Origin of the sequence: Aureivirga marina (assembly GCF_015767265.1) — a bacterium.
In the GTDB taxonomy this organism is placed as follows: Bacteria; Bacteroidota; Bacteroidia; order Flavobacteriales; family Flavobacteriaceae; genus Aureivirga; species Aureivirga marina.
Genome location: NZ_JADPIB010000001.1, coordinates 705,936 through 731,411, shown reverse-complemented (window position 1 = coordinate 731,411; position 25,476 = coordinate 705,936). Strand labels below are relative to the sequence as shown.

The 25,476-nt window shown below is 31.7% G+C and carries 20 protein-coding genes; 15 read left to right on the top strand and 5 right to left on the bottom strand.

Translation table 11 applies throughout. The features are described 5' to 3' along the window. The first annotated feature begins 142 nt into the window (after nt 1-142). From rimP to infB, 3 genes are read left to right on the top strand one after another with little or no spacing between them, the layout of a single operon-like run. Nucleotides 143-613, top strand: coding sequence for a ribosome assembly cofactor RimP (gene rimP / locus I1A51_RS03310; protein WP_196891093.1), 471 nt, complete (start codon nt 143-145; stop codon nt 611-613). 9 nt (nt 614-622) lie between these two features. Then, on the top strand, nt 623-1,873 hold the full coding sequence (gene nusA / locus I1A51_RS03305) for a transcription termination factor NusA (RefSeq protein WP_196891091.1): 1,251 nt from the start codon (nt 623-625) through the stop codon (nt 1,871-1,873). Between the two features lie 48 nt (nt 1,874-1,921). After that, entirely contained in the window at nt 1,922-4,993 is a 3,072-nt protein-coding gene (gene infB / locus I1A51_RS03300; RefSeq protein WP_231373952.1) for a translation initiation factor IF-2, read from the top strand. A 69-nt stretch (nt 4,994-5,062) separates the two neighbouring features. Here infB and I1A51_RS03295 read toward each other — a convergent pair whose 3' ends face one another. Further along, entirely contained in the window at nt 5,063-5,380 is a 318-nt protein-coding gene (locus tag I1A51_RS03295) for an SPOR domain-containing protein (protein WP_196891090.1), read from the bottom strand. 810 nt (nt 5,381-6,190) lie between these two features. On the opposite strand from I1A51_RS03295, the gene I1A51_RS03290 reads away from it, so the two are divergent. The 9 genes from I1A51_RS03290 to I1A51_RS03250 all read left to right on the top strand — a co-directional run bounded on the left by I1A51_RS03290 (nt 6,191) and on the right by I1A51_RS03250 (nt 18,087). Next, entirely contained in the window at nt 6,191-7,711 is a 1,521-nt protein-coding gene (locus I1A51_RS03290) for a c-type cytochrome (protein ID WP_231373951.1), read from the top strand. Between the two features lie 30 nt (nt 7,712-7,741). Beyond that, on the top strand, nt 7,742-10,864 hold the full coding sequence (locus I1A51_RS03285) for a TAT-variant-translocated molybdopterin oxidoreductase (RefSeq protein WP_196891088.1): 3,123 nt from the start codon (nt 7,742-7,744) through the stop codon (nt 10,862-10,864). 34 nt (nt 10,865-10,898) lie between these two features. Then, the gene (gene nrfD / locus I1A51_RS03280; RefSeq protein ID WP_196891083.1) at nt 10,899-12,290 is read left to right on the top strand and encodes an NrfD/PsrC family molybdoenzyme membrane anchor subunit; all 1,392 of its coding nucleotides are present in this window, start codon (nt 10,899-10,901) and stop codon (nt 12,288-12,290) included. Beyond that, entirely contained in the window at nt 12,283-12,807 is a 525-nt protein-coding gene (locus tag I1A51_RS03275) for a DUF3341 domain-containing protein (RefSeq protein WP_196891081.1), read from the top strand. The genes nrfD and I1A51_RS03275 overlap by 8 nt, the downstream gene beginning before the upstream one ends. 5 nt (nt 12,808-12,812) lie before the next feature. Continuing rightward, the gene (locus tag I1A51_RS03270) at nt 12,813-13,370 is read left to right on the top strand and encodes a c-type cytochrome (protein WP_196891079.1); all 558 of its coding nucleotides are present in this window, start codon (nt 12,813-12,815) and stop codon (nt 13,368-13,370) included. A gap of 27 nt (nt 13,371-13,397) precedes the next feature. Continuing rightward, entirely contained in the window at nt 13,398-14,756 is a 1,359-nt protein-coding gene (locus I1A51_RS03265) for a quinol:cytochrome C oxidoreductase (protein WP_196891078.1), read from the top strand. 28 nt (nt 14,757-14,784) lie between these two features. Then, nucleotides 14,785-15,792 carry a cytochrome c oxidase subunit II gene (locus I1A51_RS03260; RefSeq protein ID WP_196891077.1) on the top strand — a complete coding sequence of 336 codons (1,008 nt, stop codon included), beginning with the start codon at nt 14,785-14,787 and terminating at the stop codon, nt 15,790-15,792. A gap of 28 nt (nt 15,793-15,820) precedes the next feature. Further along, entirely contained in the window at nt 15,821-17,569 is a 1,749-nt protein-coding gene (locus tag I1A51_RS03255; RefSeq protein ID WP_196891076.1) for a cytochrome c oxidase subunit I, read from the top strand. 218 nt (nt 17,570-17,787) lie between these two features. Continuing rightward, nucleotides 17,788-18,087: a hypothetical protein gene (locus tag I1A51_RS03250; RefSeq protein WP_196891073.1), complete on the top strand. Its 300-nt coding sequence runs from the start codon at nt 17,788-17,790 to the stop codon at nt 18,085-18,087. A gap of 177 nt (nt 18,088-18,264) precedes the next feature. Here I1A51_RS03250 and I1A51_RS03245 read toward each other — a convergent pair whose 3' ends face one another. From I1A51_RS03245 to I1A51_RS03230, 4 genes are all read right to left on the bottom strand, one after another. Next, complete coding sequence (locus tag I1A51_RS03245) at nt 18,265-19,293, bottom strand: glycosyltransferase family protein (RefSeq protein WP_196891072.1); 1,029 nt, start codon at nt 19,291-19,293, stop codon at nt 18,265-18,267. Then, nucleotides 19,290-20,168: a UDP-2,3-diacylglucosamine diphosphatase gene (locus I1A51_RS03240; protein WP_196891070.1), complete on the bottom strand. Its 879-nt coding sequence runs from the start codon at nt 20,166-20,168 to the stop codon at nt 19,290-19,292. Before I1A51_RS03240 ends, I1A51_RS03245 begins: the two co-directional genes overlap by 4 nt. Before the next feature lie 145 nt (nt 20,169-20,313). Beyond that, on the bottom strand, nt 20,314-20,784 hold the full coding sequence (locus tag I1A51_RS03235) for an ABC transporter ATPase (RefSeq protein WP_196891068.1): 471 nt from the start codon (nt 20,782-20,784) through the stop codon (nt 20,314-20,316). Between the two features lie 214 nt (nt 20,785-20,998). Continuing rightward, nucleotides 20,999-21,607, bottom strand: a complete 609-nt coding sequence (locus I1A51_RS03230) for a thioredoxin family protein (protein ID WP_196891067.1) — start codon at nt 21,605-21,607, stop codon at nt 20,999-21,001. Nucleotides 21,608-21,826: 219 nt separating this feature from the next. Here I1A51_RS03230 and I1A51_RS03225 point away from each other — a divergent pair, with 219 nt between their 5' ends. From I1A51_RS03225 to I1A51_RS03215, 3 genes are all read left to right on the top strand, one after another. Then, nucleotides 21,827-22,375, top strand: coding sequence for an MOSC domain-containing protein (locus I1A51_RS03225; RefSeq protein WP_196891065.1), 549 nt, complete (start codon nt 21,827-21,829; stop codon nt 22,373-22,375). Between the two features lie 361 nt (nt 22,376-22,736). After that, nucleotides 22,737-23,639 (top strand): PorP/SprF family type IX secretion system membrane protein, encoded by a 903-nt coding sequence (locus I1A51_RS03220; RefSeq protein WP_196891063.1) that lies wholly within the window; start codon nt 22,737-22,739, stop codon nt 23,637-23,639. Nucleotides 23,640-23,698: 59 nt separating this feature from the next. Further along, nucleotides 23,699-25,249, top strand: coding sequence for an OmpA family protein (locus I1A51_RS03215; RefSeq protein ID WP_196891062.1), 1,551 nt, complete (start codon nt 23,699-23,701; stop codon nt 25,247-25,249). Nucleotides 25,250-25,476: the final 227 nt, after the last annotated feature.

The window sequence follows — 25,476 nt, the reverse complement described above, 5'->3', positions numbered from 1 at the left end:
AATATGTGATAAAGATAATTATTTCATTAGTAATTATGTATGATTTTTGTCATTAAAAAAAATCTTTCTATATTTGCACGGATAAACGGAAAAAAATAAATAAATTTGAGGGGACCTAAAGTCCCCTCTTTTTATACACAATATGGATAAAGCGAAGGTAAAACAGCTTGTAGAGGAGGCAATTAATGAGAATCCGTCTCTTTTTTTAATTGAATTGTCTTTTCTAGCAAATAACAAGATATATGTTGAAATTGATGGTGATAATGGTGTGCCTTTAAAAGAGTGCATCCGAGTGAGTAGAAATGTAGAACATAATCTTGACAGAGAAGAAGAAGATTTTGAGTTGGAAGTAACTACTCCAGATATCACAAAACCAATTCAAAATATAAGACAATACAAGAAAAATCTTGATCGTAATTTAGAAGTTAAATTTGGTGAAGATGAACAAAAAGTAGAAGGTAAATTGGTTTCTGTAGATGAAGATTCTATTACTTTAGAGTGGAAAGCTAGAGAACCAAAACCTATTGGCAAAGGAAAGGTAACTGTTGTCAAAAATGCAACTATATTATACAGTGATATTCATCAAGCAAAGGTGAAAATAAATTTTAACTAAAAGACTGAAATGGAAAATATAGATTTAATTGAATCATTTTCAGAATTTAAAGACGATAAAAGTATAGACAGAGTAACATTGATGTCTATCTTAGAAGAAGTTTTTAGAGCGACACTTAAAAGAAAATTTGGATCAGATGATAACTTTGATATTATTATTAATCCAGATAAAGGAGATTTAGAAATTTGGAGAAATAGAGTAGTAGTAGCGGATGGTGAAGTAGAAGATCCAAATGAGGAAATTGAATTATCGGAAGCAAGGAAAATTGAGCCAGATTTTGAAATTGGAGAGGACGTTTCTGAAGAAGTGAAATTAATTGATTTAGGAAGAAGAGCAATTTTAGCTCTACGCCAAAACTTAATTTCTAAGATTCATGAGCATGATAGTACAAACATGTACAAACATTTCAAAGATTTAGTTGGAGAAATTTATAGCGCAGAAGTACATCATATTCGACATAATGCTGTAATTTTGCTAGATGATGATGGTAATGAAATCGTGTTACCTAAAAATGAGCAAATCAAATCTGATTATTTCCGTAAAGGAGAAGCAGTTAGAGGAATCATTAAAGACGTTGAATTAAAAGGAAATAAACCGACAGTTATCATGTCGAGAACTGCTCCAGAATTCTTAGTAAAATTATTCGAGCAAGAAATTCCTGAAGTATTTGACGGATTAATTACAATCGAAAGAGTGGCAAGAATTCCAGGAGAAAAAGCGAAAATCGCTGTAGATTCTTATGATGATAGAATCGATCCAGTTGGAGCTTGTGTTGGAATGAAAGGTTCAAGAATTCATGGAATTGTTCGTGAATTAGGAAATGAAAATATTGATGTAGTAAACTTTACTAAGAATGATGAGATTTTCATCGCAAGAGCTTTAAGTCCTGCGAAAATCGTAAGAATGAAAATCGAAACTTCTGAAGAAGAAGGTAAGAAAAGTAAAGTGAATGTATATTTACAACCTGAAGAAGTATCAAAAGCAATTGGTAAAGGAGGAGTTAATATTAAATTAGCTTCACAATTAACTGGATACCAAATTGATGTTCAAAGAGAAGGTGTAGAAGATGAGGATGTTGAATTAATTGAGTTTTCTGACGAAATCGAAAGCTGGGTAATTGCAGAATTTAGAAACATTGGATTAGATACTGCAAAAAGTGTATTAGAATTAAATGTTGCCGAGCTTGTTAAAAGAACCGATTTAGAGGAAGAAACAGTAATTGAAGTTCAAAAAATATTAAAAGAAGAGTTTGAAAAATAAATATATTTGAACTCAACAAAATAAATTAGGCTAAACAATTAAAATTATATGGCTGATAACAAAACACTTAGGCTCAATAAAGTTTTAAGAGAGTTAAATATTTCGCTGAATACGGCAGTAGAATTTCTTGCATCGAAAGGAATTGAGGTAGAGGCACGTCCTACTACAAAAATTTCTCAAGATACATATGAAAAGCTTCATGGTGCGTTTCAGAGTGATAAAAGTAAAAAAGCTGCTTCAAAGGAAGTGAGTGCTGAGAAACGCAAAGAGAAAGAAGCAATGCGTTTAGAGCAAGAAGAGAAGCTTGAGAAAGTTAGAAAGCAAGAAGAGGAAGCTAGAAAACAACAAATTCTTAAAGCAAAAGCTGACAAACCTGTATTGAAGAAAGTCGGTAAAATTGACTTGCCGGGTGATAAAAAAGAAGCTGATAATCAAGTTGTAAAGTCTGAAGAACAAAATACTGCTCCTGTTGAAAAAACAGAACATGTTGAGGAAAAAGAATCTCAACCAAAGCAAGATATAACAACTGAAACTAATATCTCAGAGGTAAAAGAGACAAAAGAAGTTTCAAATTCTGAACAGCCAGCAGAAGACAATAAAAAAGATATTAAGTCAGAAGTTAAAAAAGAAGAAATTAAGCCAGAGCCAGCAAAAGAAGTGGAGTTGAAAAAAGAAGACACAAAACAGCCAGTACAAAAAAGTGCGAAACCGATCGAGGTAGCAAATGAATATAAATCTTCAAAGAAGAATATTCAGAAAGAAAAGCCACAACCAAAGGAGAAAAAAGAAGAAGTCTCTATGACGGATGCTCCTAAAATTGAAACTAAGTACAAAAAGTTAGATGGGCCAAAATTAACTGGTAAAGTTATTGACCTTAAACAGTTTGAAAAACCTAAAAAGAAGAAACCTGAAGATAATAAGAAGGGTTCAGGAAATAATAGGAATCAATCTGGAAACAAAGGAAGACGTAAAAGAATTACTAAACCTGGATCTCAAGATAACAAGGGAGGTAATAACAACAACAACAATAACAATAATAATAACAACAATAACAAAAATAATAATAACAGCCAAGGTGGTAATAACAGGAATAACAACAACCAAGGCGGAAACAATAACAACCGAAATAGAAACCAAAGACCTGGTCAAGGTGGAAATAGAGGATTCCGTGGAAAAGGTAGAGGACCACAAAAACCTGTTGTAAAAGAAGAACCATCTGAAGCTGAAGTGCAAAAGCAAATTAGAGAGACGCTTGAAAGATTACAAGGGAAATCTAATAAAAATAAAGGAGCTAAGCACAGAAGACAAAAACGTGACCAACACCGTCAACAAACTGAAAAGCAACAACAATTAGAACAAGAACAAAGTAAAATTTTAAAAGTAACTGAGTTCGTTACTGTTTCTGAAGTTGCAACAATGATGGATATTCCTGTAACACAAGTAATTTCTGCTTGTATGTCACTAGGAATGATGGTAACGATGAACCAAAGATTAGATGCTGAGACATTAAAAATTGTAGCAGCTGAATTTGGACATGATGTTGAGTTTATTAGTGCTGAAATTGAAGAATCAATTCAAGAAGAAGAAGATAAAGCTGAAGATCTAGAAACAAGAGCTCCAATTATTACGGTAATGGGACATGTTGATCATGGTAAAACTTCTTTATTAGATTATATCCGTAAAGAAAATGTAATTGCAGGTGAATCTGGAGGAATTACACAGCACATTGGAGCATATTCAGTTGAGTTACACGATGGACAAAAGTTAACTTTCTTAGATACACCTGGTCACGAAGCCTTTACAGCGATGCGTGCACGTGGAGCACAAGTAACAGATGTTGTAATTATTGTAGTTGCAGCGGATGATGATGTGATGCCACAAACAAAAGAGGCAATCTCTCACGCACAAGCAGCAGGTGTACCAATTATCTTTGCAATTAACAAAGTTGATAAGCCAACTGCAAACCCAGATAAGATTAAAGAACAATTAGCTAGTATGAATATGCTAGTTGAGGATTGGGGAGGTAAATACCAATCACAAGAAATTTCTGCAAAAACAGGATTAGGAGTTGATGAATTATTAGAAAAAGTAATTCTTGAGTCTGAAGTTCTTGAATTAAAAGCAAATCCTAATAAGAATGCATCAGGAACAATCGTTGAAGCATTATTAGATAAAGGTCGTGGATATGTAGCTACAATGTTAGTACAACAAGGTACTCTTAAGATTGGAGATTACGTATTAGCAGGAAAACACAGTGGTAAGGTAAGAGCAATGTTTAATGAGCGTGGAGCTGCATTAAGAGAAGCTGGACCTTCTACACCTGTATCTTTATTAGGATTAGATGGAGCACCTCAGGCAGGTGATAAATTTAATGTATTTGAGGATGAAAGAGAAGCGAAACAAATCGCTACAAAACGTTCTCAGTTACAAAGAGAGCAATCTGTAAGAACAAGAAAAGTACTTTCTTTAGCAGAAATTGGACGAAGAATCGCATTAGGAAACTTCAAAGAATTAAATATTATTCTTAAAGGTGATGTGGATGGTTCAGTAGAAGCATTAACAGATTCATTCCAAAAACTATCTACAGAAGAAATCCAAGTAAATATTATTCACAAAGGAGTTGGAGCAATTACTGAAAATGATGTTCTTTTAGCGTCAGCTTCTGATGCAATTATCATCGGATTTAATGTAAGACCACAAGGAAACGCTAGATTAGTAGCAGATAAAGAAGAGGTAGATATCCGTTCTTACTCTATTATTTATGATGCTATTAATGACTTAAAAGATGCAATGGAAGGAATGTTATCTCCTGAAATGCGTGAAGAAGTTTCTGGTAATGTTGAAATTAGAGAAGTTTATAAAATTTCTAAAATTGGTAACATTGCAGGATGTATGGTTGTTAGTGGTAAAATCTATAGAGATTCTAAGATTAGAATTATCCGTGAAGGTGTAGTAATTTACTCTGGTGAGTTAGCGTCATTAAAACGTTTCAAAGACGATGTGAAAGAAGTATCTAAAGGATACGATTGTGGACTTCAAATTAAGAACTACAATGACATCAAGATTGGCGATGTAATTGAAGCATTCAAAGAAGTAGAAGTAAAGAAAAAATTGAAATAATTTTCAATTGATATAAAATAAAAAAGGCTGTAATTATTACAGCCTTTTTTTATATCTAAAATTTTAGAATTAATAAATGATTTTTGTTTCTAAAATTCTTGCTCCTCTATATTTACTTTTGATTTTGTTTAAAACTTTGGTTGCTTCCAATCTGGTTTTAAAGTTTCCAATTCGAAGTCTCCAATCTGGATTGAAATAAAAAAGCGAAACTTCAATTTCTGGAAAATCTTTTTCAAATTCTTTTTTTCTTTTTCTTGTTTCAGCTTCTTTTCCGTTAAAAAGCTGAATTTGATAACCATCTATAAAGTTATCATGATTTTTGTTGAAGTCTCTTTTTTTCTCAATTAATTCACTTATATCTGAGCTTTGATCTACTTGTGCGTTCATACTTGAAATGTAAAAGCAACTAATTAAAAACGAGATTATAAATAGCTTTTGTTTAAGTGTTTTCATCATTAAATATAATTTTTTGTAAAAGTAACATATTTTGTGGTAAAAAATATTTTTGATTTATTATTTCAAAAATTGCTTATTGAGAATTTCAATTGAAAATTTTATACCAAATAAGAATTTCAGTTTAATTATTTAAGTTTAAAACTAGAAAATAAATGTATTCCGTTATAGAAGTATATTGAAACTCTTTTAAATTAAAAATTATAAGTTTTCTTTCTTTTCAACTACTAACTTTTACATTTAATTTACTAAAAATTCATCATAATTTAAATTTAGAAACAATTATGAAAAACTAGAAAATACATTTTATTTTACTTTTTTAAATTTCTTGTTTCTTCTTCTTTTTTGTTAAAAAAATAAATTTGCTAACTATCGATAAAATTTATAACTCAAAATTTGACACTATTTTTTTAGTCTGAAATTTCCTTCAAAATTGTATGAAATTCGATAGAATTTCCAAAAGTGAAAATCTAAAAGCAACTAACTAAAAATGAGATAATAAATAGCTTTTATTTAAGTGTTTTCAACAATATTTACAATTTTTTAAGAAAGTAATATCTTGTGTTTTAATTGCTTAAAATCTATAGTTATTTAGAATCAATATAAATTATCTGATAAGCTATAATTCGATTTCTATTTTTCCTTATAAATAGTACTTTTGTCAAATCAATTCAAAAACTAAGCAGTTTACTGTTTTGATTGAAAATTTTGTACCAAACAAGAAAGAAAACATATAATTTAAGTATGAAAAGTGTGAATCAACACAGTCCATTATCGAAGCTAATGAAACTTAGCTTTGCTTTCCTTTTGTTTTTTACCATTAATTTATCGGCGCAACAAGGTGATGCTACTAAAGGTAAACAACTTTTTAATGCAAATTGTGCGGCTTGTCACAAATTAGATAAGAAACTTATAGGTCCTCCATTAAAAGGAGTTACAGAAAGAAGATCTAATGAATGGCTTCAAGCTTGGATTAAAGATAACCAAGCCTTAATCAAGTCAGGTGATGCTGATGCAAAGGAAATTTTTGAGGAATATAACAAAATGCCAATGCAGGCTTTCCCTCAATTATCTGAGCAAGATATCAATGATATTTTAGCATATACAGATGATAAGCCAGCTGCCAAAGCTGAAACACCTGCTGCTGGAGGAGGAGAAGATATGTCTCAAAGCCCAGAAGTATTGGCTGGAAAAAAATTATTTAACACAAACTGTGCGGCTTGTCACAAATTAGACAAGAAATTAGTAGGTCCTGCTTTAGGAGGAATTACAGATAAAAGAGAAACAGATTGGTTAAAAGCTTGGATTAAAGATAATGCTGCTTTACGTGCTTCTGGAGATGCTTTAGCAAAAGAAGTATTTGAAGAAAATGGAGGAGCTCCAATGACAGCTTTCCCACAGTTATCTGATGAAGATTTAAATGCAATTTTAGCTTATACAAAATATGGAGGTAAAAAAGACGTAATAGTTGACGGAAAAGATGCGTTAGTTGAGACGGCTCCTAAAACTCCATTCCCATGGCAAGCTACTATAGCTGCTGTTGTATTATTAGTATTCTTAATTTGGGCATTTACAAAAAATAAAAACGGATTCGTTAAGTTCTTATCATTAATCGTTGTATTAATCGGTGGAGCTTGGTTTGCTTTTGGATACATGATGCAAGTTGGTGTTGATCAAGATTACCAACCAATTCAACCAATTGCATTCTCACATAAAATTCACGCAGGAGATAACAAAATTGATTGTCAATATTGTCACTCATCTGCAAAACATTCTAAAACTTCAGGGATTCCTTCAGTAAATGTTTGTATGAACTGTCATAAAAATATTACAGAATACGAAGGACCAGTAACTGCTGAGCATGATAAAGCTTTCTACGATGGAGAAATCCAAAAGATTTATGATGCAATCGGATTTGATCCAGAAACAAGACAATATATTGAAAACTACGAACAGAAGCCAATCGAATGGGTTCGTATTCACAACTTACCAGATTTTGCATATTATAACCACTCACAACATGTAAATGTTGCAGGAATTAAATGTCAAAAATGTCATGGTCCAGTTGAAACTATGGATGAAGTTTACCAATATTCTCCATTAACTATGGGATGGTGTGTTGACTGTCATAGAGAAACTGAAGTGGATATGACAAAGAATGGATACTACAAGAAAATCCATGAACAATTGGCGAAAAAATACGGTGTGGTTAAAGTTACCGAGGCTCAAATGGGTGGTCTAGAATGCGGTAAATGTCACTATTAATTAATTACGAAGCAAATAACTTTCTATAAAATGGCATCAAGCAAAAAATACTGGAAAAGTGTTGAAGAACTAAAAGAAAATAGTTCTATTGTTGATACGTTAAGACAAAACGAATTTGTAGAGAAATTACCTGAAGATGCGTTTTTAGGTGATAAAGAAACATTAGAATCATCTTCTACAACACGTCGTGACTTTTTAAAATATGTTGGATTTACTACAGCAGCTGCAACTTTAGCAGCTTGTGAAGGACCGGTAATCAAATCGATTCCTTACGTAGTTAAACCAGATGATATTATTCCTGGAGTACCAGATTATTATGCAACAACTATCGCAGATGGATTTGATTTTGCAAATGTTTTAGTAAAAGTTCGTGAAGGACGTCCTATTAAAATTGATCCAAATAAATTAGTACATGGAGAAACTAACGCTCGTGTACAAGCATCTGTTTTATCATTGTATGATAAATATCGTTTACAAAAACCTCAAATCAAAGGAGCTGAAGCTTCTTGGAATGAAGTTGATAAACAAATTACAGCTGAATTAGCAAAATTAAGCTCACAAGGAAAGTCAATTGTATTCTTAACTGGAACAATGGCGAGTCCTTCAACTAGCAAATTAATTGCTGAGTTTAAACAAAAATACGGTGACGTTCGTCACGTAGTTTATGATGCATATTCTGAGTCTGCAGCATTAGATGCTTTCGAAGAAATGCATGGTGAAAGAGCATTAGCTGATTACGATTTAGAAAAAGCTAATTTAATTGTTTCTATCGGAGCTGATTTCATCGGAGATTGGCAAGGTGGAGGATACGAAGCAGGATATGCAAAAGGACGTATTCCTAAAAATGGAAAGATGTCTCGTCATATTCAATTCGAATCAAACATGTCTTTATCAGGAGCAAATGCTGATAAGCGTATAATGTTAAAACCTTCAGAGCAAGCTTTTGCTTTAATTAATTTATATAATGCAGTAACGGGAAGTAATTTGCCTTCAAAGAATACTCCAGTAGATGCTCAAATCAAAGCTGCTGCACAAGAAATTAAGAAGCATGGTTCTAAAGCTGTTGTATTAACAGGAGTTCAAGATAAAAATGCACAAAGAATCGCTTTAGAATTAAATAAAGCAATTCGTTCTGAAGTTATGGATGTTGAAAAACCTAAGTACACACGTCAAGGTAATGATACAGCTGTAGCTCAGTTAATCAAAGATATGAATGCAGGAAATGTTGGAGCAATCTTTACTTACAACACAAATCCTGTATATACTTTAGCAGATTCAGATAAATTTGTTGCAGGATTAAAGAAAGTTGCTCTTTCTGTTGCAGTTTCAATGAATAATGATGAAACTGTAAATGCAATGGAATTTGCTTTACCAGCACCACATTATTTAGAAGCTTGGGGAGATGTTCAAATTAAGAAAGGAAGTTATAGCTTAACGCAACCAACAATCCGTCCTTTATTTGATACTCGTCAATTCCAAGAGAATTTATTAAAGTGGACTGGAAATAATGTTTCTTACTACGATTATATTAAGAATTTATGGACTGAAACTGTTCTAAATGGAAGTTCATGGAATCAAGCTTTACATGATGGAGCTATTACAGTTTCAGCAGTAGTTGAAGAAGAAACACCAATTACTTCAACAGAAGAGATTACAGAAAACACAGAAGAAACAGAAGAAGTATTAACAGATCTTTCTGCTATTGCTTCTGCATTAGTTGCAGCTACGAAGTCTAGTGATTTAGAGTTACAATTATATGTGAAAACTGGAATGGGAGATGGAAGAATGGCAAGTAACCCTTGGTTACAAGAATTCCCTGATCCAATTTCTAGAGCTTCTTGGGATAACTATTTAACAGTTTCTCAAGCAGATGCTGAAAAATTAGGTCTTGAAAACTATAATGTAGCAAATGGGGCATTAAACGGAAGTTATGCAACACTTACAGTAGGAGGAAAAGATTTAACAGTTCCTGTATATATCATGCCAGGTCAAGCTAAAGGATCAGTTGGTTTAGCAATTGGTTATGGTCGTACAAAAGGAATGAATGAAGAATTGATGACTGGAGTTAACGCATTTGCTTTTGCAGTTAACAACAAAGCAGTTCAACCAGCAACTTTAGCTAAAGGTGCAGGAGATCACGAATTTGCTTGTGTTCAGTTACAAAATACATTAATGGGTAGAGGAGATGTTGTTAAAGAAACTACATTAAATGTTTATAATGACAAATCTCTTGATCCAAAACACTCATGGAATCCAGTACCAGTTGTATCATTAGACCACCAAGAGGTTGAAGCAACTACGGTAGATTTATGGGATTCATTTGATAGAACAGTTGGACACCATTTCAACTTATCTATTGACTTAAATGCTTGTACAGGATGTGGAGCTTGTGTGATTGCTTGTCACGCTGAGAACAACGTACCAGTAGTTGGAAAAGAAGAAGTACGTAAATCAAGAGATATGCACTGGTTACGTATTGATAGATACTTCTCTTCAGAAGAAACATTTGCTGGTGACGATAAGAAGAAGAACGAATTCTCTGGATTATTTGGAGAGCAAGGTTCTTTAGATGGATTTGTACAAATGGAAGAATCTTCTGAGAATCCACAAGTTGTATTCCAACCTGTAATGTGTCAACACTGTAATCACGCACCATGTGAGACAGTTTGTCCTGTAGCAGCAACTTCACACGGACGTCAAGGTCAAAACCATATGGCATACAACCGTTGTGTAGGAACTCGTTACTGTGCAAACAACTGTCCTTATAAAGTACGTCGTTTCAACTGGTTCCAATATGCAGAAAACGAAGTGTTTGATTTCAATATGAATGATGACCTTGGTAGAATGGTATTAAACCCAGATGTAGTAGTACGTTCTAGAGGAGTTATGGAGAAATGTTCTATGTGTATCCAAATGACTCAAGCTCAAATCTTAAAGGCTAAAAATGAAGGACGTCCAGTTAAGGATGAAGAATTCCAAGTAGCTTGTTCTCAGGCTTGTGGAACAGGAGCAATGATCTTTGGAGATGTAAATGATAAAGAAAGTCAAGTTGCAGCAGCAAGAAAAGACGACAGAGCTTATCATTTACTAGAGCACGTAGGAACACAACCAAACGTGGTTTACCAAGTGAAAGTTAGAAATACAGAAGCATAAAATAATATTAATTAAAAGAAAATAGATAAAGGATATGGCGTCTCATTATGAAGCACCTATAAGAGAACCTTTAATTATTGGAGACAAATCTTACCACGATATCACTAAAGATGTGGCAGCTCCAGTTGAAGGTAAAGCAAATAAACAGTGGTGGATAGTATTTATTATTTCGATGGCTGCCTTTTTATGGGGAGCAGGTTGTATGCTATACACAATTGGAACAGGTATCGGAACTTGGGGTCTTAACAAGACTGTAGGTTGGGCCTGGGATATCACCAACTTCGTTTGGTGGGTAGGAATTGGTCATGCAGGAACACTTATTTCTGCAGTACTACTTTTATTCCGTCAAAAATGGAGAATGGCAATTAACCGTTCTGCAGAGGCGATGACTATTTTCGCCGTAGTTCAAGCAGGTTTATTCCCAATCATTCACATGGGACGTCCATGGATGGGATATTGGGTATTACCAATTCCAAACCAGTTTGGATCACTTTGGACTAACTTCAACTCTCCATTATTATGGGATGTATTCGCGATTTCAACATATTTATCTGTATCATTAGTATTCTGGTGGACAGGTTTATTACCAGATTTCGCAATGTTACGTGATAGAGCTGTTCGTCCATTCCAAAAGAAAATTTACGGATTATTAAGTTTTGGATGGTCAGGTAGAGCAAAAGATTGGCAACGTTTCGAGGAAGTTTCATTAGTATTAGCTGGTTTAGCAACTCCTCTTGTACTTTCTGTACACACGATTGTATCGATGGACTTCGCAACATCTGTGATTCCAGGGTGGCATACGACAATCTTCCCTCCTTACTTCGTTGCTGGAGCAGTATTCTCAGGATTCGCAATGGTACAAACACTATTGATTATCATGAGAAAAGTATCAAACTTAGAAGCATATATTACTTTACAACACATAGAATTAATGAATATCATTATCATGGTAACTGGTTCTATCGTAGGTTGTGCTTATATCACTGAGTTATTCGTAGCTTGGTATTCTGGAGTAGAGTATGAGCAATATGCATTCTTAAACAGAGCAACAGGACCTTACGCATGGGCATATTGGTTAATGATGACTTGTAACGTATTCTCTCCACAGTTCATGTGGTCTAAGAAATTAAGAACAAGTATCATTTTCTCTTTCGGTATTTCTATTGTTGTAAATATCGGGATGTGGTTCGAGCGTTTCGTAATTATTGTAACATCATTACATAGAGATTATTTACCATCATCTTGGACAATGTTCTCTCCATCTTTCGTAGATATCGGAATTTATGTTGGAACAATTGGATTCTTCTTCGTATTATTCTTATTATACGCTAGAACTTTCCCAGTAATTGCTCAAGCAGAGGTAAAATCAATTTTGAAATCATCAGGTGAGAATTATAAAAAATTAAGAGACGGAAATCATGAGTAGTAAAGTAGTACAAGCATTATATAATGATGATGATGTATTAATGCACGCTGTAAAAGAAGTTCGTGCTGCAGATCATCATATCGAGGAAGTTTTTACACCATTTCCTGTACACGGATTAGACAAGGCAATGGGATTACCACACACTAGAATTGCAATTGCTGCTTTCTGTTATGGTTTAGTTGGTTTAGCATTCGCTACATGGATGATGAACTACATGATGATTCAAAATTGGCCACAAGATATCGGAGGAAAACCAAGTATGTCTTTTTGGTATAATATGCCTTCATTCGTACCAATTATGTTTGAGTTAACAGTATTCTGTGCTGCTCACTTAATGGTTATCACTTTTTACATGAGAAGTAAATTATGGCCATTCAAAGAAGCTGAAAACCCAGATCCAAGAACTACAGATGATATGTTCTTAATGGAAGTTTCAGTTAAAGGTAACGAAGAAGAATTAACTGCATTTTTACAAAATACAGGTGCAGTTGAAATTAAAGTAACTGAAAAGCACTAATTACGATGAAAAGGATTTTAAAATTATCAACGATATTAGCTGTTGTTATTTCTTTCACTGCTTGTGGAGATAAGACAAAAAGAACACCAAACTTACAGTTTATGCCAAACATGTATGAGCCTGTAGGTTATGAAACATATGGAGAAAATGACTACTTCAAAAACGACATGGCAACGAGATTACCTGCAAAGGGATCTGTTGCTCGTGGAGAAGTTCCTTACGAGTATCCAGATACAAATGAAGGATATGAAGAGGCTAAGTTAAACTTAAAGTCACCATATCCTGCAACTAAAGAAAACTTAGAAAATGGTAAGAAAATGTACGATATCTATTGTGCAATTTGCCATGGTAAAAAAGGAGATGGTCAAGGACAATTAGTTAAAAACGAGAAGTTTTTAGGTATACCTAATTATAAAGATAGAGATATTACAGAAGGAAGTATTTACCAAGTAATTATGTACGGAAGAAACCTTATGGGATCTCATGCTTCTCAGTTAACGGAAAAAGAACGTTGGCAAGTGACTATGTATGTTGAACAATTAAGAAACGATTTAATCAAATAACTCTTAGATAGTTAGAACTTTAAAGATATGTATAAGTTTTCAAGTAAATTAAAAACATTTTCTATCGCATTGATGGTAATCGGTATCTTAGGTGTAGGATACGGTTTCTTTTCAGCTCCGAAGACGGTAGAAGACGTTAAAGAAATGTTACACGATTCTCATGATTCTCATCATGGGGGAGAGTCTAAAGCACACTTAGAAAAAGAAGCTTTAGCAAAAATAGAAAATCACGGGCATGAAGCTGATGCTTCTCATGGAGATACTGATGCACATGCTGAGCATGCTTTACACCAATTGCAAAATAGACCTTGGTCTGCATTATACGTTTCCGTATTATTCTTTGCATTAATTTCATTAGGTGTATTAGTATTTTATGCTTTACAACATGTATCACAAGCAGGATGGTCAATTGTACTATTAAGAGTAATGGAAGGTATTACTGCTTATTTACCTGTAGGAACTGTTTTATTATTTGTATTCTTAGTACTTTCTTCAATGCACGCAAATCATTTATTTGCATGGATGGATTCAAGTGCTTTAGATCCAAATAATCCTAATTATGATAAATTATTAGTTTCTAAAAGTGGTTATTTAAATATTCCTTTCTTTTTAGCAAGAGCGGTTGTTTATATCATTGGATGGAACTTATATAGACACTTATCTAGAAAGCGTTCAATTGCTATGGATTCTGCATCTAATTTAGATATTTATAAGAGAAACTTTAAGCGTTCAGCTGGATTCTTAGTTTTCTTCTTAGTTTCTGAATCTATGATGTCTTGGGATTGGATTATGTCAATCGATCACCACTGGTTTAGTACATTATTCGCATGGTATGTTTTTGCAAGTTTCTTAGTTTCTGCAGTAACTACTATCGCTTTAGTAACTGTTTACTTAAAATCTAAAGGATATTTAGAAAATGTAAACGATAGCCATATCCATGATTTAGCAAAATTCATGTTTGGATTTAGTGTATTCTGGACTTATTTATGGTTCTCTCAATTCTTATTAATCTGGTATTCTGATATTCCTGAAGAGGTAACTTACTATGTAACTAGATTTAATGAGTACAAACTACCTTTCTTAGGAATGGTTGGTATGAACTTCGTTTTCCCAATATTATTATTAATCAATAGTGATTATAAACGTATTCCTTGGTTAGTTGTAATGGGAGGAATTGTAATCTTAGCTGGACACTATGTAGATTTCTTCGTTATGATTATGCCTGGAACAGTTGGAGAGAATTGGTCAATTGGAATTCCTGAAATTAGTGCAGTATTACTAATGTTAGGTTTATTCATCTATGTTGCATTTACAGCATTAACAAAAGCTCCATTACTTGCTAAAGGAAATCCATTCCTTAAAGAAAGTGAGCAGTTTCACTATTAATTACTAAAACACCACTAACTAAAAAGATATGGTAGCGTTATTTTACATATTAATTGCAATAGCTATTGCCGCTGGGATTTGGCAATTAACTAGCATTTTTAAATTAAAAGATGTAGTAGCTTCTGATAGAGATAATAATATTCAAGGTACTTTATTCGCTGTATTTGGAGTATTCTTTTACATTGGAATGATTTACTGTTTAATTAAGTATAATGTATACTTATTACCAGAATCTGCATCTGTTGAAGGAGAGCACTATGATAATTTGTACATGATTACAATGGGATTAATCCTATTCGTACAGTTCGTAGTTCAATTCTTAATTTTCTTCTTTACTTATAAGTATAGAGGATCTAAAGATAGAAAAGCTTTATTCTATGCTGATAGTCATAAATTAGAGTTAATCTGGACAGTAACACCAGCTGTAGTTTTAACGGTGTTAATCATGTACGGATTATATACTTGGAACAATGTAATGGATGTGTCTGATGTTGAAGATCCATTAATCGTTGAAGTATACGCTAAACAATTTAGTTGGGAAGCTCGTTATGCAGGAAATAATAATACTTTAGGTAGAGCGAATGTTCGTAATATTAAAGGTATTAATACAATGGGAGTTGATATGACTGACCCTAATGCTGCTGATGATATCCCAGTAAGAGAGTTACACTTACCTAAAGGAAGAAAAGTAATTTTCAAATTCCGTTCTCAAGATGTAATTCACTCTGCGTATATGCCTCACTTTAGAGCACAAATGAACTGTGTTCCTGGAATGGTTACACAATTCGCTTTCACACCAAAGTTAACAACTGAAGAAATGAGAGCTGATGCGAAAACGATTGCTAAAGTAGAAGGAATCAACAAGATTAGAAAAGAAAATGGTGAAGACCCATATGAGTTTGACTATTTACTGTTATGTAATAAAATTTGTGGATCATCTCACTACAACATGCAAATGAAAATTGTTGTTGAAGAAGAGGCTGATTTCAACAAATGGTTAAGCACACAGAAAACAATGTCTGAGCTAATTAAATAATAATTTACGACTACAAAAATTATAGAATATGTCAGATCATCATAAAGAAACATTTATTACTAAATACGTATTTAGTTATGATCATAAAATGATTTCTAAGCAATTCCTTGTTACTGGAATCTTTATGGGAATCATTGGGGTTTTCATGTCTATGTTATTCCGTTTACAAATAGCATGGCCAGAACAATCTTTTGGATTAATTGAAGCTTTCTTAGGAAAGCATCAAGAAGGAGGAGTAATGTCACCAGACATGTACCTTGCATTAGTTACCATTCATGGTACAATCATGGTATTCTTCGTACTTACAGCTGGATTAAGTGGAACTTTTAGTAACCTTTTAATTCCATTACAAATTGGAGCTCGTGATATGGCTTCAGGATTTATGAATATGTTATCATATTGGTTATTCTTCTTATCAAGTATAATCATGGTAATTTCATTATTCGTAGAAGCTGGACCAGCAGCTGCTGGATGGACAATTTATCCACCATTATCTGCTTTACCACAAGCAATGGGAGGATCTGGAATGGGAATGACGCTTTGGTTAGTTTCTATGGCTATCTTCATTGCATCTTCATTAATCGGATCTCTTAACTATATAGTTACTGTATTAAACTTAAGAACAAAAGGAATGAAAATGACAAGATTGCCTTTAACAATTTGGGCTTTCTTTATCACTGCTATTATCGGTGTGGTTTCATTCCCAGTTTTATTATCAGCTGCATTATTATTAATCTTCGATAGAAGCTTCGGAACTTCTTTCTACTTATCAGATATCTTCATTCAAGGAGAAGTGTTACACTATGAAGGAGGATCTCCTGTATTATTCGAGCACTTATTCTGGTTCTTAGGACACCCTGAGGTATATATCGTATTATTACCTGCATTAGGTATTACATCTGAGATTATTGCAACAAATTCTCGTAAACCAATTTTCGGATATAGAGCGATGATTGGTTCTATCTTAGCGATTGCTTTCTTATCAACAATCGTATGGGGACACCACATGTTCGTATCAGGGATGAACCCATTCTTAGGTTCTGTGTTTACATTCACAACATTATTAATTGCAATTCCATCTGCGGTAAAAGCATTTAACTATATTACAACTCTTTGGAAAGGTAACCTACAAATGAATCCAGCAATGTTATTCTCTATCGGATTAGTTTCTACATTCGTATCAGGAGGTTTAACTGGATTAGTTTTAGGAGATAGTGCCTTAGATATTAACGTTCACGATACTTATTTCGTAATTGCTCACTTCCACTTAGTAATGGGTGTATCTGCAATTTTAGGAATGTTCGCTGGAGTTTACCACTGGTTCCCTAAAATGTACGGAAGAATGATGAACAAGTCTTTAGGTTATGTTCACTTCTGGGGTACTTTAATCGCTGCATACGGAGTATTCTTCCCAATGCACTTCTTAGGATTAGCTGGTTTACCAAGACGTTATTATACTAACACAGCTTTCCCTTTATTCGATGATTTAGCAGACGTAAACGTAATTATTACTTGTTTTGCAATCTTCGGAGGAATTGTACAAATTGTATTCTTAGCTAACTTCTTTATTAGTATTTATAGAGGTAAGAAAGCTGAGCAAAATCCATGGAAATCTAATACATTAGAATGGACTACTCCAGTAGAACATATTCATGGAAACTGGCCAGGAGAAATTCCAGAGGTTACTCGTTGGGCTTATGATTATAGTAAGCCAGGATACGATGAGGATTTCGTTCCACAAAACGTACCTTTAAAGCCAGGTGAAGAAGAATCTTAAGATTTTCTAAATATATATCATCTAAAAAGCTCGCTGTAATGGCGAGCTTTTTTATTTTACATGACACATAAGTATAAAGATGTTCTTAAACTTTTTGTTATTTGATTAGTAATTAATTTCAGATTAAAGTTAAAAAAATATACATAATAAAATAAAACTGTTAATATAATAGTTAATTTGAATAATTTATTTAAATTGCGCCAAATTTAAATAACATTATGAAAAAATTAATTGTATTATCATTAGTATCAGGTTTTTTATTAACTAGTTGTGGAACTATGGGAGTAGTTTCTACACCAACAAACTATACTAATGCTGGAAAAGAAGTAAGTGTTGTGAAAAAGAAAACAAACATCTTTGGTTTAACACCAATGGACACTCACTCAGAAACAACATCTGCTTTACAAGAATTAAACGGTAAGTGTACGGATGGAATTACTAACGTAACTTCAACTGTATCTTCTAAAATTTTCATCGTTGGATTTGAAAAATTAGAAGTAAAAGCAAATTGTAAATAATTACTTGTAGTTTATAAAAAATAAAAGGCTTTAATATATAATTAAAGCCTTTTTTATTTACTTATTTTGTATAATCCTTTCTTTTGGCTTAGGGATTGCAGCGGCATCCTTTTGTGGAGGAACGGAGCAAAAGATATAGCGAAAAGCTCGACCCGTTAGGGAAAGCCCCAAACAAAATTAAATACTATTTTGAAGTACTCTATTTGTCAATTCATTTGTTATAATATACTTTGAAAGAATATTATCAATAATCATCTGTGTGCAATCAGGATAGTAAACTTCTATATTTTGCTCTTTTTCAATCCATTTTTCAATTTTAGGAATGTTTTTTTGTTTTAATTTTTTCAAAACAGGAACACCAATCTTTTTTAAACTTGCTGCATTATAATGTTGTTCATATTGATTTTTCATTGGAATTACCATTAGTTTTTTTCCTAGGAAAAGTGTTTCTGCTGGAGTTTCAAATCCAGCTCCACAAAGAACTCCATTGCAATTTGCAAGACTATTTTCAAAAGTTTTTCCTTCGATTGGTTGAATTTTTATATTTTCAATTTCATAAGCTTCTGAACAATGTTTCGAAAAAACTTGCCAATTTGTATTTTTAATTTGACTTAAAACTTTGATTAATCTTTTATCTGAATATGCTGGAAGATAAACAGTATAATAATTATTTAATTTCGGTTGTAATTGGCGAATTCCTTTTCGAATAATTGGTAAAAAGATATTTTGATCATAGTTTTCAAAATGAAAACCGAAATGTTGAATTGCAGGAGCATAATATTTTAAAATTAAATTACTCACCCAATCTTTATGATTTGGAAGTGGAACATTTTTAGACAAAAGAGCAGATTGATGACTTAAAGAAATACAATTAATTCCACGAATTTTACACGCCCAAGCTGAAATCGGTTCGAAATCATTAATTACTAAATCGTAGTTTTTAACTGGACAATTCAGGATTTCTTTAATTACTCGAAATGTTTTATTCTTTTTGAATGTATCAAAGAAGTCAATTCCGCCTTTTTTACCAAAGATAAAACTCAAACCTTTATATTGATATTTCACTTCAAAAGGAAGCTCTATATCAGCTTGAATTCCGCTGATTAAAATATCTACTTCTGCTCTGTTTTCCAAAGCAGGAATAATCTCTTTTGCTCTACTTAAATGACCGTTTCCAGTTCCTTGAATAGCATACAATATTTTCATCTTTTTCCAATATTAAAATCGTTTAACAATTCCCCAAAAATTTCTTTGGACGTTTTATCCGTAATATCATTTGCTTCTTCGTGTTCAGAAAAGTAATATTCTTCTTTAAATTGAAAAATATTCCAACTTCCTTTATGGTATTCTAAAGCTGTAAGATTTTCGATCCAATCACCAGAATTTAAATATTGAATTCGCTTATTTCCATGTTTAAATTCTTTCATTTCTGGCTGATGAATGTGTCCGCAAATCACATAATCATATCCTTTTTCAACTCCAATTTCAGTGGCAGTATTTTCAAAATCATTAATAAATTTTACTGCGCTTTTGACTTTGTCTTTAATTTTTTTTGAAAGTGAAATTTTTCCTTTTCCAAAAAACTGGCTACAATTATTTACAAGCTTGTTTATTAAAATTAATAAATCATAACCAATTGCGCCAAGTTTTGTTAACCATTTTGAATATTGCATTGTAACATCGAAAACATCACCATGAAAAATCCATGCTTTTTTACCGTCAATTTCTAATTCAAGTTGGTTGACGATTTTAAGAGAACCAATTTCAAAATTGACAAATTTTCGGAAAATTTCATCATGATTTCCTGTGATATAGTACATTTCTACACCTTGTGACATCCAGCCAATAAGATGTTTTATGATTTTCATATGTGATTTTGGCCAATATCTTTTTTTAAACTGCCAAACATCGATGATATCACCGTTGAGTATTACTTTTTTGGGTTTGATACTTTTTAAGTAGAGAAGAAGTTCTTTGGCGTGGCAACCATAAGTGCCAAGATGTACATCGGAGATTATTACGAGATCAACCTTTCTTTTACGTCGATTTTGTCCTTCCTTCAACTTCTTACTCTTACTCATAAAATATCGTGTTTTGATGTAAGTAAAGAAAGAAAAACTCAATTAATTAGCCGTTTTGTAATATTTACTAAACAGTTAATAGTTAAAGTTTTAAAGTTATCTTGAAGTTAAAATATGTAATGAAATATTGAAAAAAGGTAAATTTTTATTTGAAAAAATGCGAAATCCAACTTTCTTCTGCTGGAACTTCCCAGAAGTTATCTAATTCATATTTTGAGTTTACAAAATTGTCTAAAAGAATAGTTTTCTTAGACACACTTTTCTTTTTAATTAATTCTTTAAACTCTTTAATTTCTTTAATTTGTAAATATTCTCCCTGTTTAAAGCAAATATTCATTTTGTCTAAGAGTGAAGTTTCAAACTCTTTTTCTAATTCTAGAATAAACGTAGAAAGTGTATCTAAATCTGTAACTGTTAGAGGTGTCTCATCATCAATTGCAATAAGTAGAATTCGATTGTATTTTACATCAAAAGAACATTCATTTGTAGAGAAATCAGCTAGAAATTCTTGAACACGTTGTTTTAGTTTTTCAATTTGTTCAGGATATAGTTTTGTTTTCGATGGATAAATATAAACTTTGGCTGTTTCTTCTAAATCTTTAAAATCTACAATCATAAATTATTTGAGTTTGCTGCAAAGATAAAATTTGTTTGTAAAAGTTTTGATGAATTTAAAAGTATTAACAATAAGACAATACGAAAATACCTCCGAGCTGAGAAATCTCGAAGGTATTTGAAACTAAATTAACCAAATTAAAATATTATTGAAGTAACTTAAACTTTATAAAAAAACTTAAATCTTAACTTTTTTAAAGTCATTTCCATCAATGTTATTCAACAACTACAGGTTTCATCAATTTTACGATGTCGTCCTGTAAGTTTTGTCCTTTATTTTTATTGTACCAAACTTGTAAATCTTTTTTAAACTCAGCGTCTAATGCACCATGTTTTTCTTTATAATCTTTTACCATTTGAGTTGCCTCCGATGGTCTAGGTCCCCAAGTTCCAATAACCTCTAATGTTTCTTTCTCAATTAAAACCATTTTAGGAATTGCTCTTGCTCCGTTGGTTAGAAATGCATCCATAAGTTCTGGATTTTCATCTCTCAATATTACTTTGAAATCAATCAAATCAGAAGCTTGGCTGATTTTGTGTAATATAGGTAAATTTTGCGCCGCATCACCACACCAAGCTTCTGAAATAACTAACCAAACTTGACCTTTATTTATGTTCTTTATTACTTGTTTTGTATCTTCTGAAATGCTAATCTTCTTATCTAAACGATCCATTCTTCGGTCATTTAGAATTGTATAGTTCACCAAATCTTCTGTATGATTTGGACCCGTTGTTTTGTTGTGTTCTAAAAGATTTTTGATTAAATCTTTGTAAGTCTCATAAGAGACTGCCCTGTCTATACTTTGCTGTAATAATTGCTTCATTTCAATCTTGTTTATTACTTGGACGTTAATACTTTGAATTCATTACACGGTTAATATGATTTAACATATTTTTAATTTTTTACACTTAAAATTGTAAAGACCGCATTATTTTGAAGTTACTAATTTCAGGTATTCTTTCGTCTTAATTTATGATTAAAGTCACACAATTTATTTTCGTCTATGTTTTTTAATTTATACATTCGAAAAAAATAAAATCGAATGAAAGTTTTAAGTGTAAACCTAGGAGAACGTAAAAAAGTAACTTGGAAAGGCAAAGAAGTTGAAACAGGAATTTTCAAGTTTCCAGTAGAAAAATCAATTTTTTTAAATACAGAAACTGTTGATAATGATGCTGTAGTCGATAGAAGATATCATGGAGGTGAAAGAAAAGCTGTCTATATGTATGGTCATAATCATTATGAGTTTTGGCAAAAACATTATCCAAATCTGGAATGGTCAAATGGAATGTTTGGTGAAAATATCACTGTTGAACATTTAGATGAACATGAAATCAAAAGTGGAGATATATATAAAATAGGAGAAGCAATTGTGGAAGCAACAATTCCTAGAGAACCATGTTTTAAACTTGGAATCCGATTTAACGATGCAAAAGTTGTTAAACAATTCTTTTTAGAAGATAAATCTGGTGTTTATTTTAAAATTATTCAACCAGGAAATGTGCAAGAAGGAGATGTTTTAGAATTAATTGAAAAAGCCGAAAACGGAAAAACGATTAATGAAATTTATGTAGAAAAAAGAAATAGATAATATTCTCTTGAGAAAAGAAGAGTTCAAAATGCTGAAAATCAATATAAAATTCTTACAAAACAACCTTAAAATTATTTTAGCAATTGTTGTTTTTGTTTTAATATTAATTAAATGGATTTTAAAACATTATGGTTGGTTAGAATCTGAATTTTTAAATTATTTATTTTTAATTCCAGTTGTATTTATTGCCATTTTTTTAAAGTTTTATAAAAAATGAAAAAACTTAAAAAAATATAATAAATAAGACAAATTTGAATTAAAAGAAAAAAATAAAACTATAGTTGCTTAAAGTTTCTATAGTTTTTTTATTGCATGAAATAAAACCTTATCTTCATCATTTCAAATGAATCATTCTCTGCTTATGAAAAAAATATTACTCATTTTTCTATTTTTCTCTTTCAAATTAGTTGCGCAGCAAGATCCGCAATACACCCAATATATGTATAATATGAATGTGATTAATCCTGCATATGCAGGTTCACAAAAAACATTAAGCATCGGTTTATTAGGAAGAACACAATGGGTAGGAATTGATGGAGCGCCAACAACTTTTACTGGAGCAATTCACGCTCCAATTGCAAATGCTTTGGGAGCAGGTTTTTCAGTAATTCATGATGAGGCTGGACCTTTAAAAGAAACTAATTTTTATGTAGATTTTTCTTATACAATTCGCTGGAATCAAAAATATAATTGGGCATTTGGAGTAAAAGGAGGAATTACTATGTTGAATTTTGATTTTGCTGCTTTAAATGAAATTCCACCTGGGTTGATGAATGCTGATTTACAGAAAAATCATGGAAATTTTGGTTTTGGAAGTTTTTTCTACACGGATAAATATTACATTGGAGCTTCCGTTCCAAATGTTTTAAAATCAACTTACTTCGAAACTTCAAATGGACAATATGAAGATGCTTCTGAAGAAGTTCACTTTTTTGTAACTGGAGGTTATGTTTTTGATTTGACAAAAAATATCAAATTTAAACCTGCAACTTTCTTTAAAATTGTGGAAAACTCTCCAATTTCGTTTGATGTAACTGCAAATTTCTTATTTTCGGAAAGATTTGGACTTGGAGTTGCTTATCGCTGGGAAGATGCTGTTTCTGGATTGGTAAGTTTTGTGGTTGTTCCGAATTTGACAATGGGTTATGCTTATGATTATACAATAAGTAAATTATACGATTATAGTCATGGTTCTCATGAAGTTTTCCTACAATATTCGGTTGATTTTTCCAAAGGAGATTTAAAATCGCCTCGTTTTTTCTAGTTTAATTCTAAAAAACCTTCAGATAATTTAAATAGCATTTCATTTAAAGCTGACAAATTATGAAACAAATTTCTACCTTAATTTTCCTTTTTTCTTCTATTTTTCTATTCGCACAAGAATCAAGATTTGAAATAAATAATAGTAAAGTAAACACAAAATTCTCTGATTTTGGAACTACTTTTTTTCAAGATTCTTTGGTTGTTTTTGCTTCTCCTGACACAAAACATCAAATTGTTAAAAGAGTTTGGAAAGGAAATAATCAACCATTTTTAGAATTGTATATTGGAAAAATTGATGAAGAAGGAGATATTTTAGATGTAAAGAAATTTTCTAAAAAAGTAAATACAAAATATCATGAAGCTGATGTAACTTTTACAAAAGATGGTAAAAAAGTGTTTTTTACAAGAAACAATTTTTACAATGATAAATACAGTGAAGATGAAGATGGAATGAATCATTTGAGTATTTATATTGCAGAAATTAATGAAGAAGGAGAATGGATTAATGAACAAGAATTTCCTTATAATAGTACAGATTATTCTGTTGGACATCCAACTTTAAGTAAAGATGAAAAAACGCTATATTTTGTGTCTGATATGCCAAATGGTTTTGGAAAAACAGATATTTATAAAATTTCAGTTAAGGAAGATGGAAGTTTTGGAAAAGCAGAAAATTTAGGCGAAAAAATCAACACAAAAGGAAAAGAAATGTTTCCGTTTTTAGATGTAGATAATGTACTTTATTTTGCTTCAAATGGTATGGAAGAAAAAAAAGGTGGATTAGATATTTATGCGGTAAAAATGTATTCTGATTTCATCACTGATCCGAAATTATTAGATAAAAAAATTAATACAAAATACGATGATTTTGCTTTTGTAATTCATCCAAAAACTAGAAAAGGATATCTTTCTTCCAATCGAAAATTAGGAAAAGGTGATGATGACATTTATTTTTTAGAAGAGAAAGAGCCAATTAAATTTGATTGTTTTGAAATTGTTGAAGGTGAAATCTCTTTACCAGAAAATATTTTAGGAGAAACAATTGTAAGTGTTTTAAATGAAAAAAAAGACACTGTTGTTAGTCAGAAATTAATTGATAAATCTTATAAATTTAAACTCCCTTGTGAAGAAAAATTTGAAATTATTTTGACAAATGAATTGTTTAAAGAAAAAAGAATTCCTGTAGAAACTTCCTATAAAAATGGACAAAATCATTCGTTTACTTCAGAATTAGAATACAAAAAACCACACTTAAATGATAAGATTGTTTTAGATAAAATTCATTTCGATTTAGACAAATGGAATATTCGTCCTGATGCAGCTGACCAATTGGATGAAATTGTAGCAATTTTAAAGAAATATACAGATATAAATGTGCATGCAACTTCGCACACAGATAGTAGAGCTTCTGATGCATATAACCAAAAACTTTCTCAAAATAGAGCAAAATCTACTGTAGAATATTTAATTAAAAATGGAATTGCAGCAGAAAGAATCACTTTTGAAGGAAAAGGAGAGACAGAACACGTAAATAAATGTAAAAATGACGTAAGGTGTTCAGAGGAAGAACATCAACAAAATAGAAGAACAGAATTTTTAATTGTTGAGTAATTTTTTTAGGAAAATCTAAATATTTGTTAATTTTTACTCTTAGAATCATTCTAAAATATATGTTTTAGTAATATTTTAATAATTGAAAGAAATGTTGAAATACGAATCTTTTATTATATAAAATATTGCTAAACAGTTAATTAATTAGTCGATGTTTGAAGTTGTGTAGAAAATAGCTTGATTTTAAATGTTTTAGTACTTTTTTCATGAATTTTAAGGTTTAAAAC

What these genes read in the sequence shown, in the direction of transcription:
- rimP (WP_196891093.1), top strand. Translation starts at nt 143, where the DNA reads ATGGATAAAGCGAAGGTAAAACAGCTTGTAGAGGAGGCAATTAATGAG.
- nusA (WP_196891091.1), top strand. Translation starts at nt 623, where the DNA reads ATGGAAAATATAGATTTAATTGAATCATTTTCAGAATTTAAAGACGAT.
- infB (WP_231373952.1), top strand. Translation starts at nt 1,922, where the DNA reads ATGGCTGATAACAAAACACTTAGGCTCAATAAAGTTTTAAGAGAGTTA.
- I1A51_RS03295 (WP_196891090.1), bottom strand. Translation starts at nt 5,380, where the DNA reads ATGAACGCACAAGTAGATCAAAGCTCAGATATAAGTGAATTAATTGAG.
- I1A51_RS03290 (WP_231373951.1), top strand. Translation starts at nt 6,191, where the DNA reads ATGAAAAGTGTGAATCAACACAGTCCATTATCGAAGCTAATGAAACTT.
- I1A51_RS03285 (WP_196891088.1), top strand. Translation starts at nt 7,742, where the DNA reads ATGGCATCAAGCAAAAAATACTGGAAAAGTGTTGAAGAACTAAAAGAA.
- nrfD (WP_196891083.1), top strand. Translation starts at nt 10,899, where the DNA reads ATGGCGTCTCATTATGAAGCACCTATAAGAGAACCTTTAATTATTGGA.
- I1A51_RS03275 (WP_196891081.1), top strand. Translation starts at nt 12,283, where the DNA reads ATGAGTAGTAAAGTAGTACAAGCATTATATAATGATGATGATGTATTA.
- I1A51_RS03270 (WP_196891079.1), top strand. Translation starts at nt 12,813, where the DNA reads ATGAAAAGGATTTTAAAATTATCAACGATATTAGCTGTTGTTATTTCT.
- I1A51_RS03265 (WP_196891078.1), top strand. Translation starts at nt 13,398, where the DNA reads ATGTATAAGTTTTCAAGTAAATTAAAAACATTTTCTATCGCATTGATG.
- I1A51_RS03260 (WP_196891077.1), top strand. Translation starts at nt 14,785, where the DNA reads ATGGTAGCGTTATTTTACATATTAATTGCAATAGCTATTGCCGCTGGG.
- I1A51_RS03255 (WP_196891076.1), top strand. Translation starts at nt 15,821, where the DNA reads ATGTCAGATCATCATAAAGAAACATTTATTACTAAATACGTATTTAGT.
- I1A51_RS03250 (WP_196891073.1), top strand. Translation starts at nt 17,788, where the DNA reads ATGAAAAAATTAATTGTATTATCATTAGTATCAGGTTTTTTATTAACT.
- I1A51_RS03245 (WP_196891072.1), bottom strand. Translation starts at nt 19,293, where the DNA reads ATGAAAATATTGTATGCTATTCAAGGAACTGGAAACGGTCATTTAAGT.
- I1A51_RS03240 (WP_196891070.1), bottom strand. Translation starts at nt 20,168, where the DNA reads ATGAGTAAGAGTAAGAAGTTGAAGGAAGGACAAAATCGACGTAAAAGA.
- I1A51_RS03235 (WP_196891068.1), bottom strand. Translation starts at nt 20,784, where the DNA reads ATGATTGTAGATTTTAAAGATTTAGAAGAAACAGCCAAAGTTTATATT.
- I1A51_RS03230 (WP_196891067.1), bottom strand. Translation starts at nt 21,607, where the DNA reads ATGAAGCAATTATTACAGCAAAGTATAGACAGGGCAGTCTCTTATGAG.
- I1A51_RS03225 (WP_196891065.1), top strand. Translation starts at nt 21,827, where the DNA reads ATGAAAGTTTTAAGTGTAAACCTAGGAGAACGTAAAAAAGTAACTTGG.
- I1A51_RS03220 (WP_196891063.1), top strand. Translation starts at nt 22,737, where the DNA reads ATGAAAAAAATATTACTCATTTTTCTATTTTTCTCTTTCAAATTAGTT.
- I1A51_RS03215 (WP_196891062.1), top strand. Translation starts at nt 23,699, where the DNA reads ATGAAACAAATTTCTACCTTAATTTTCCTTTTTTCTTCTATTTTTCTA.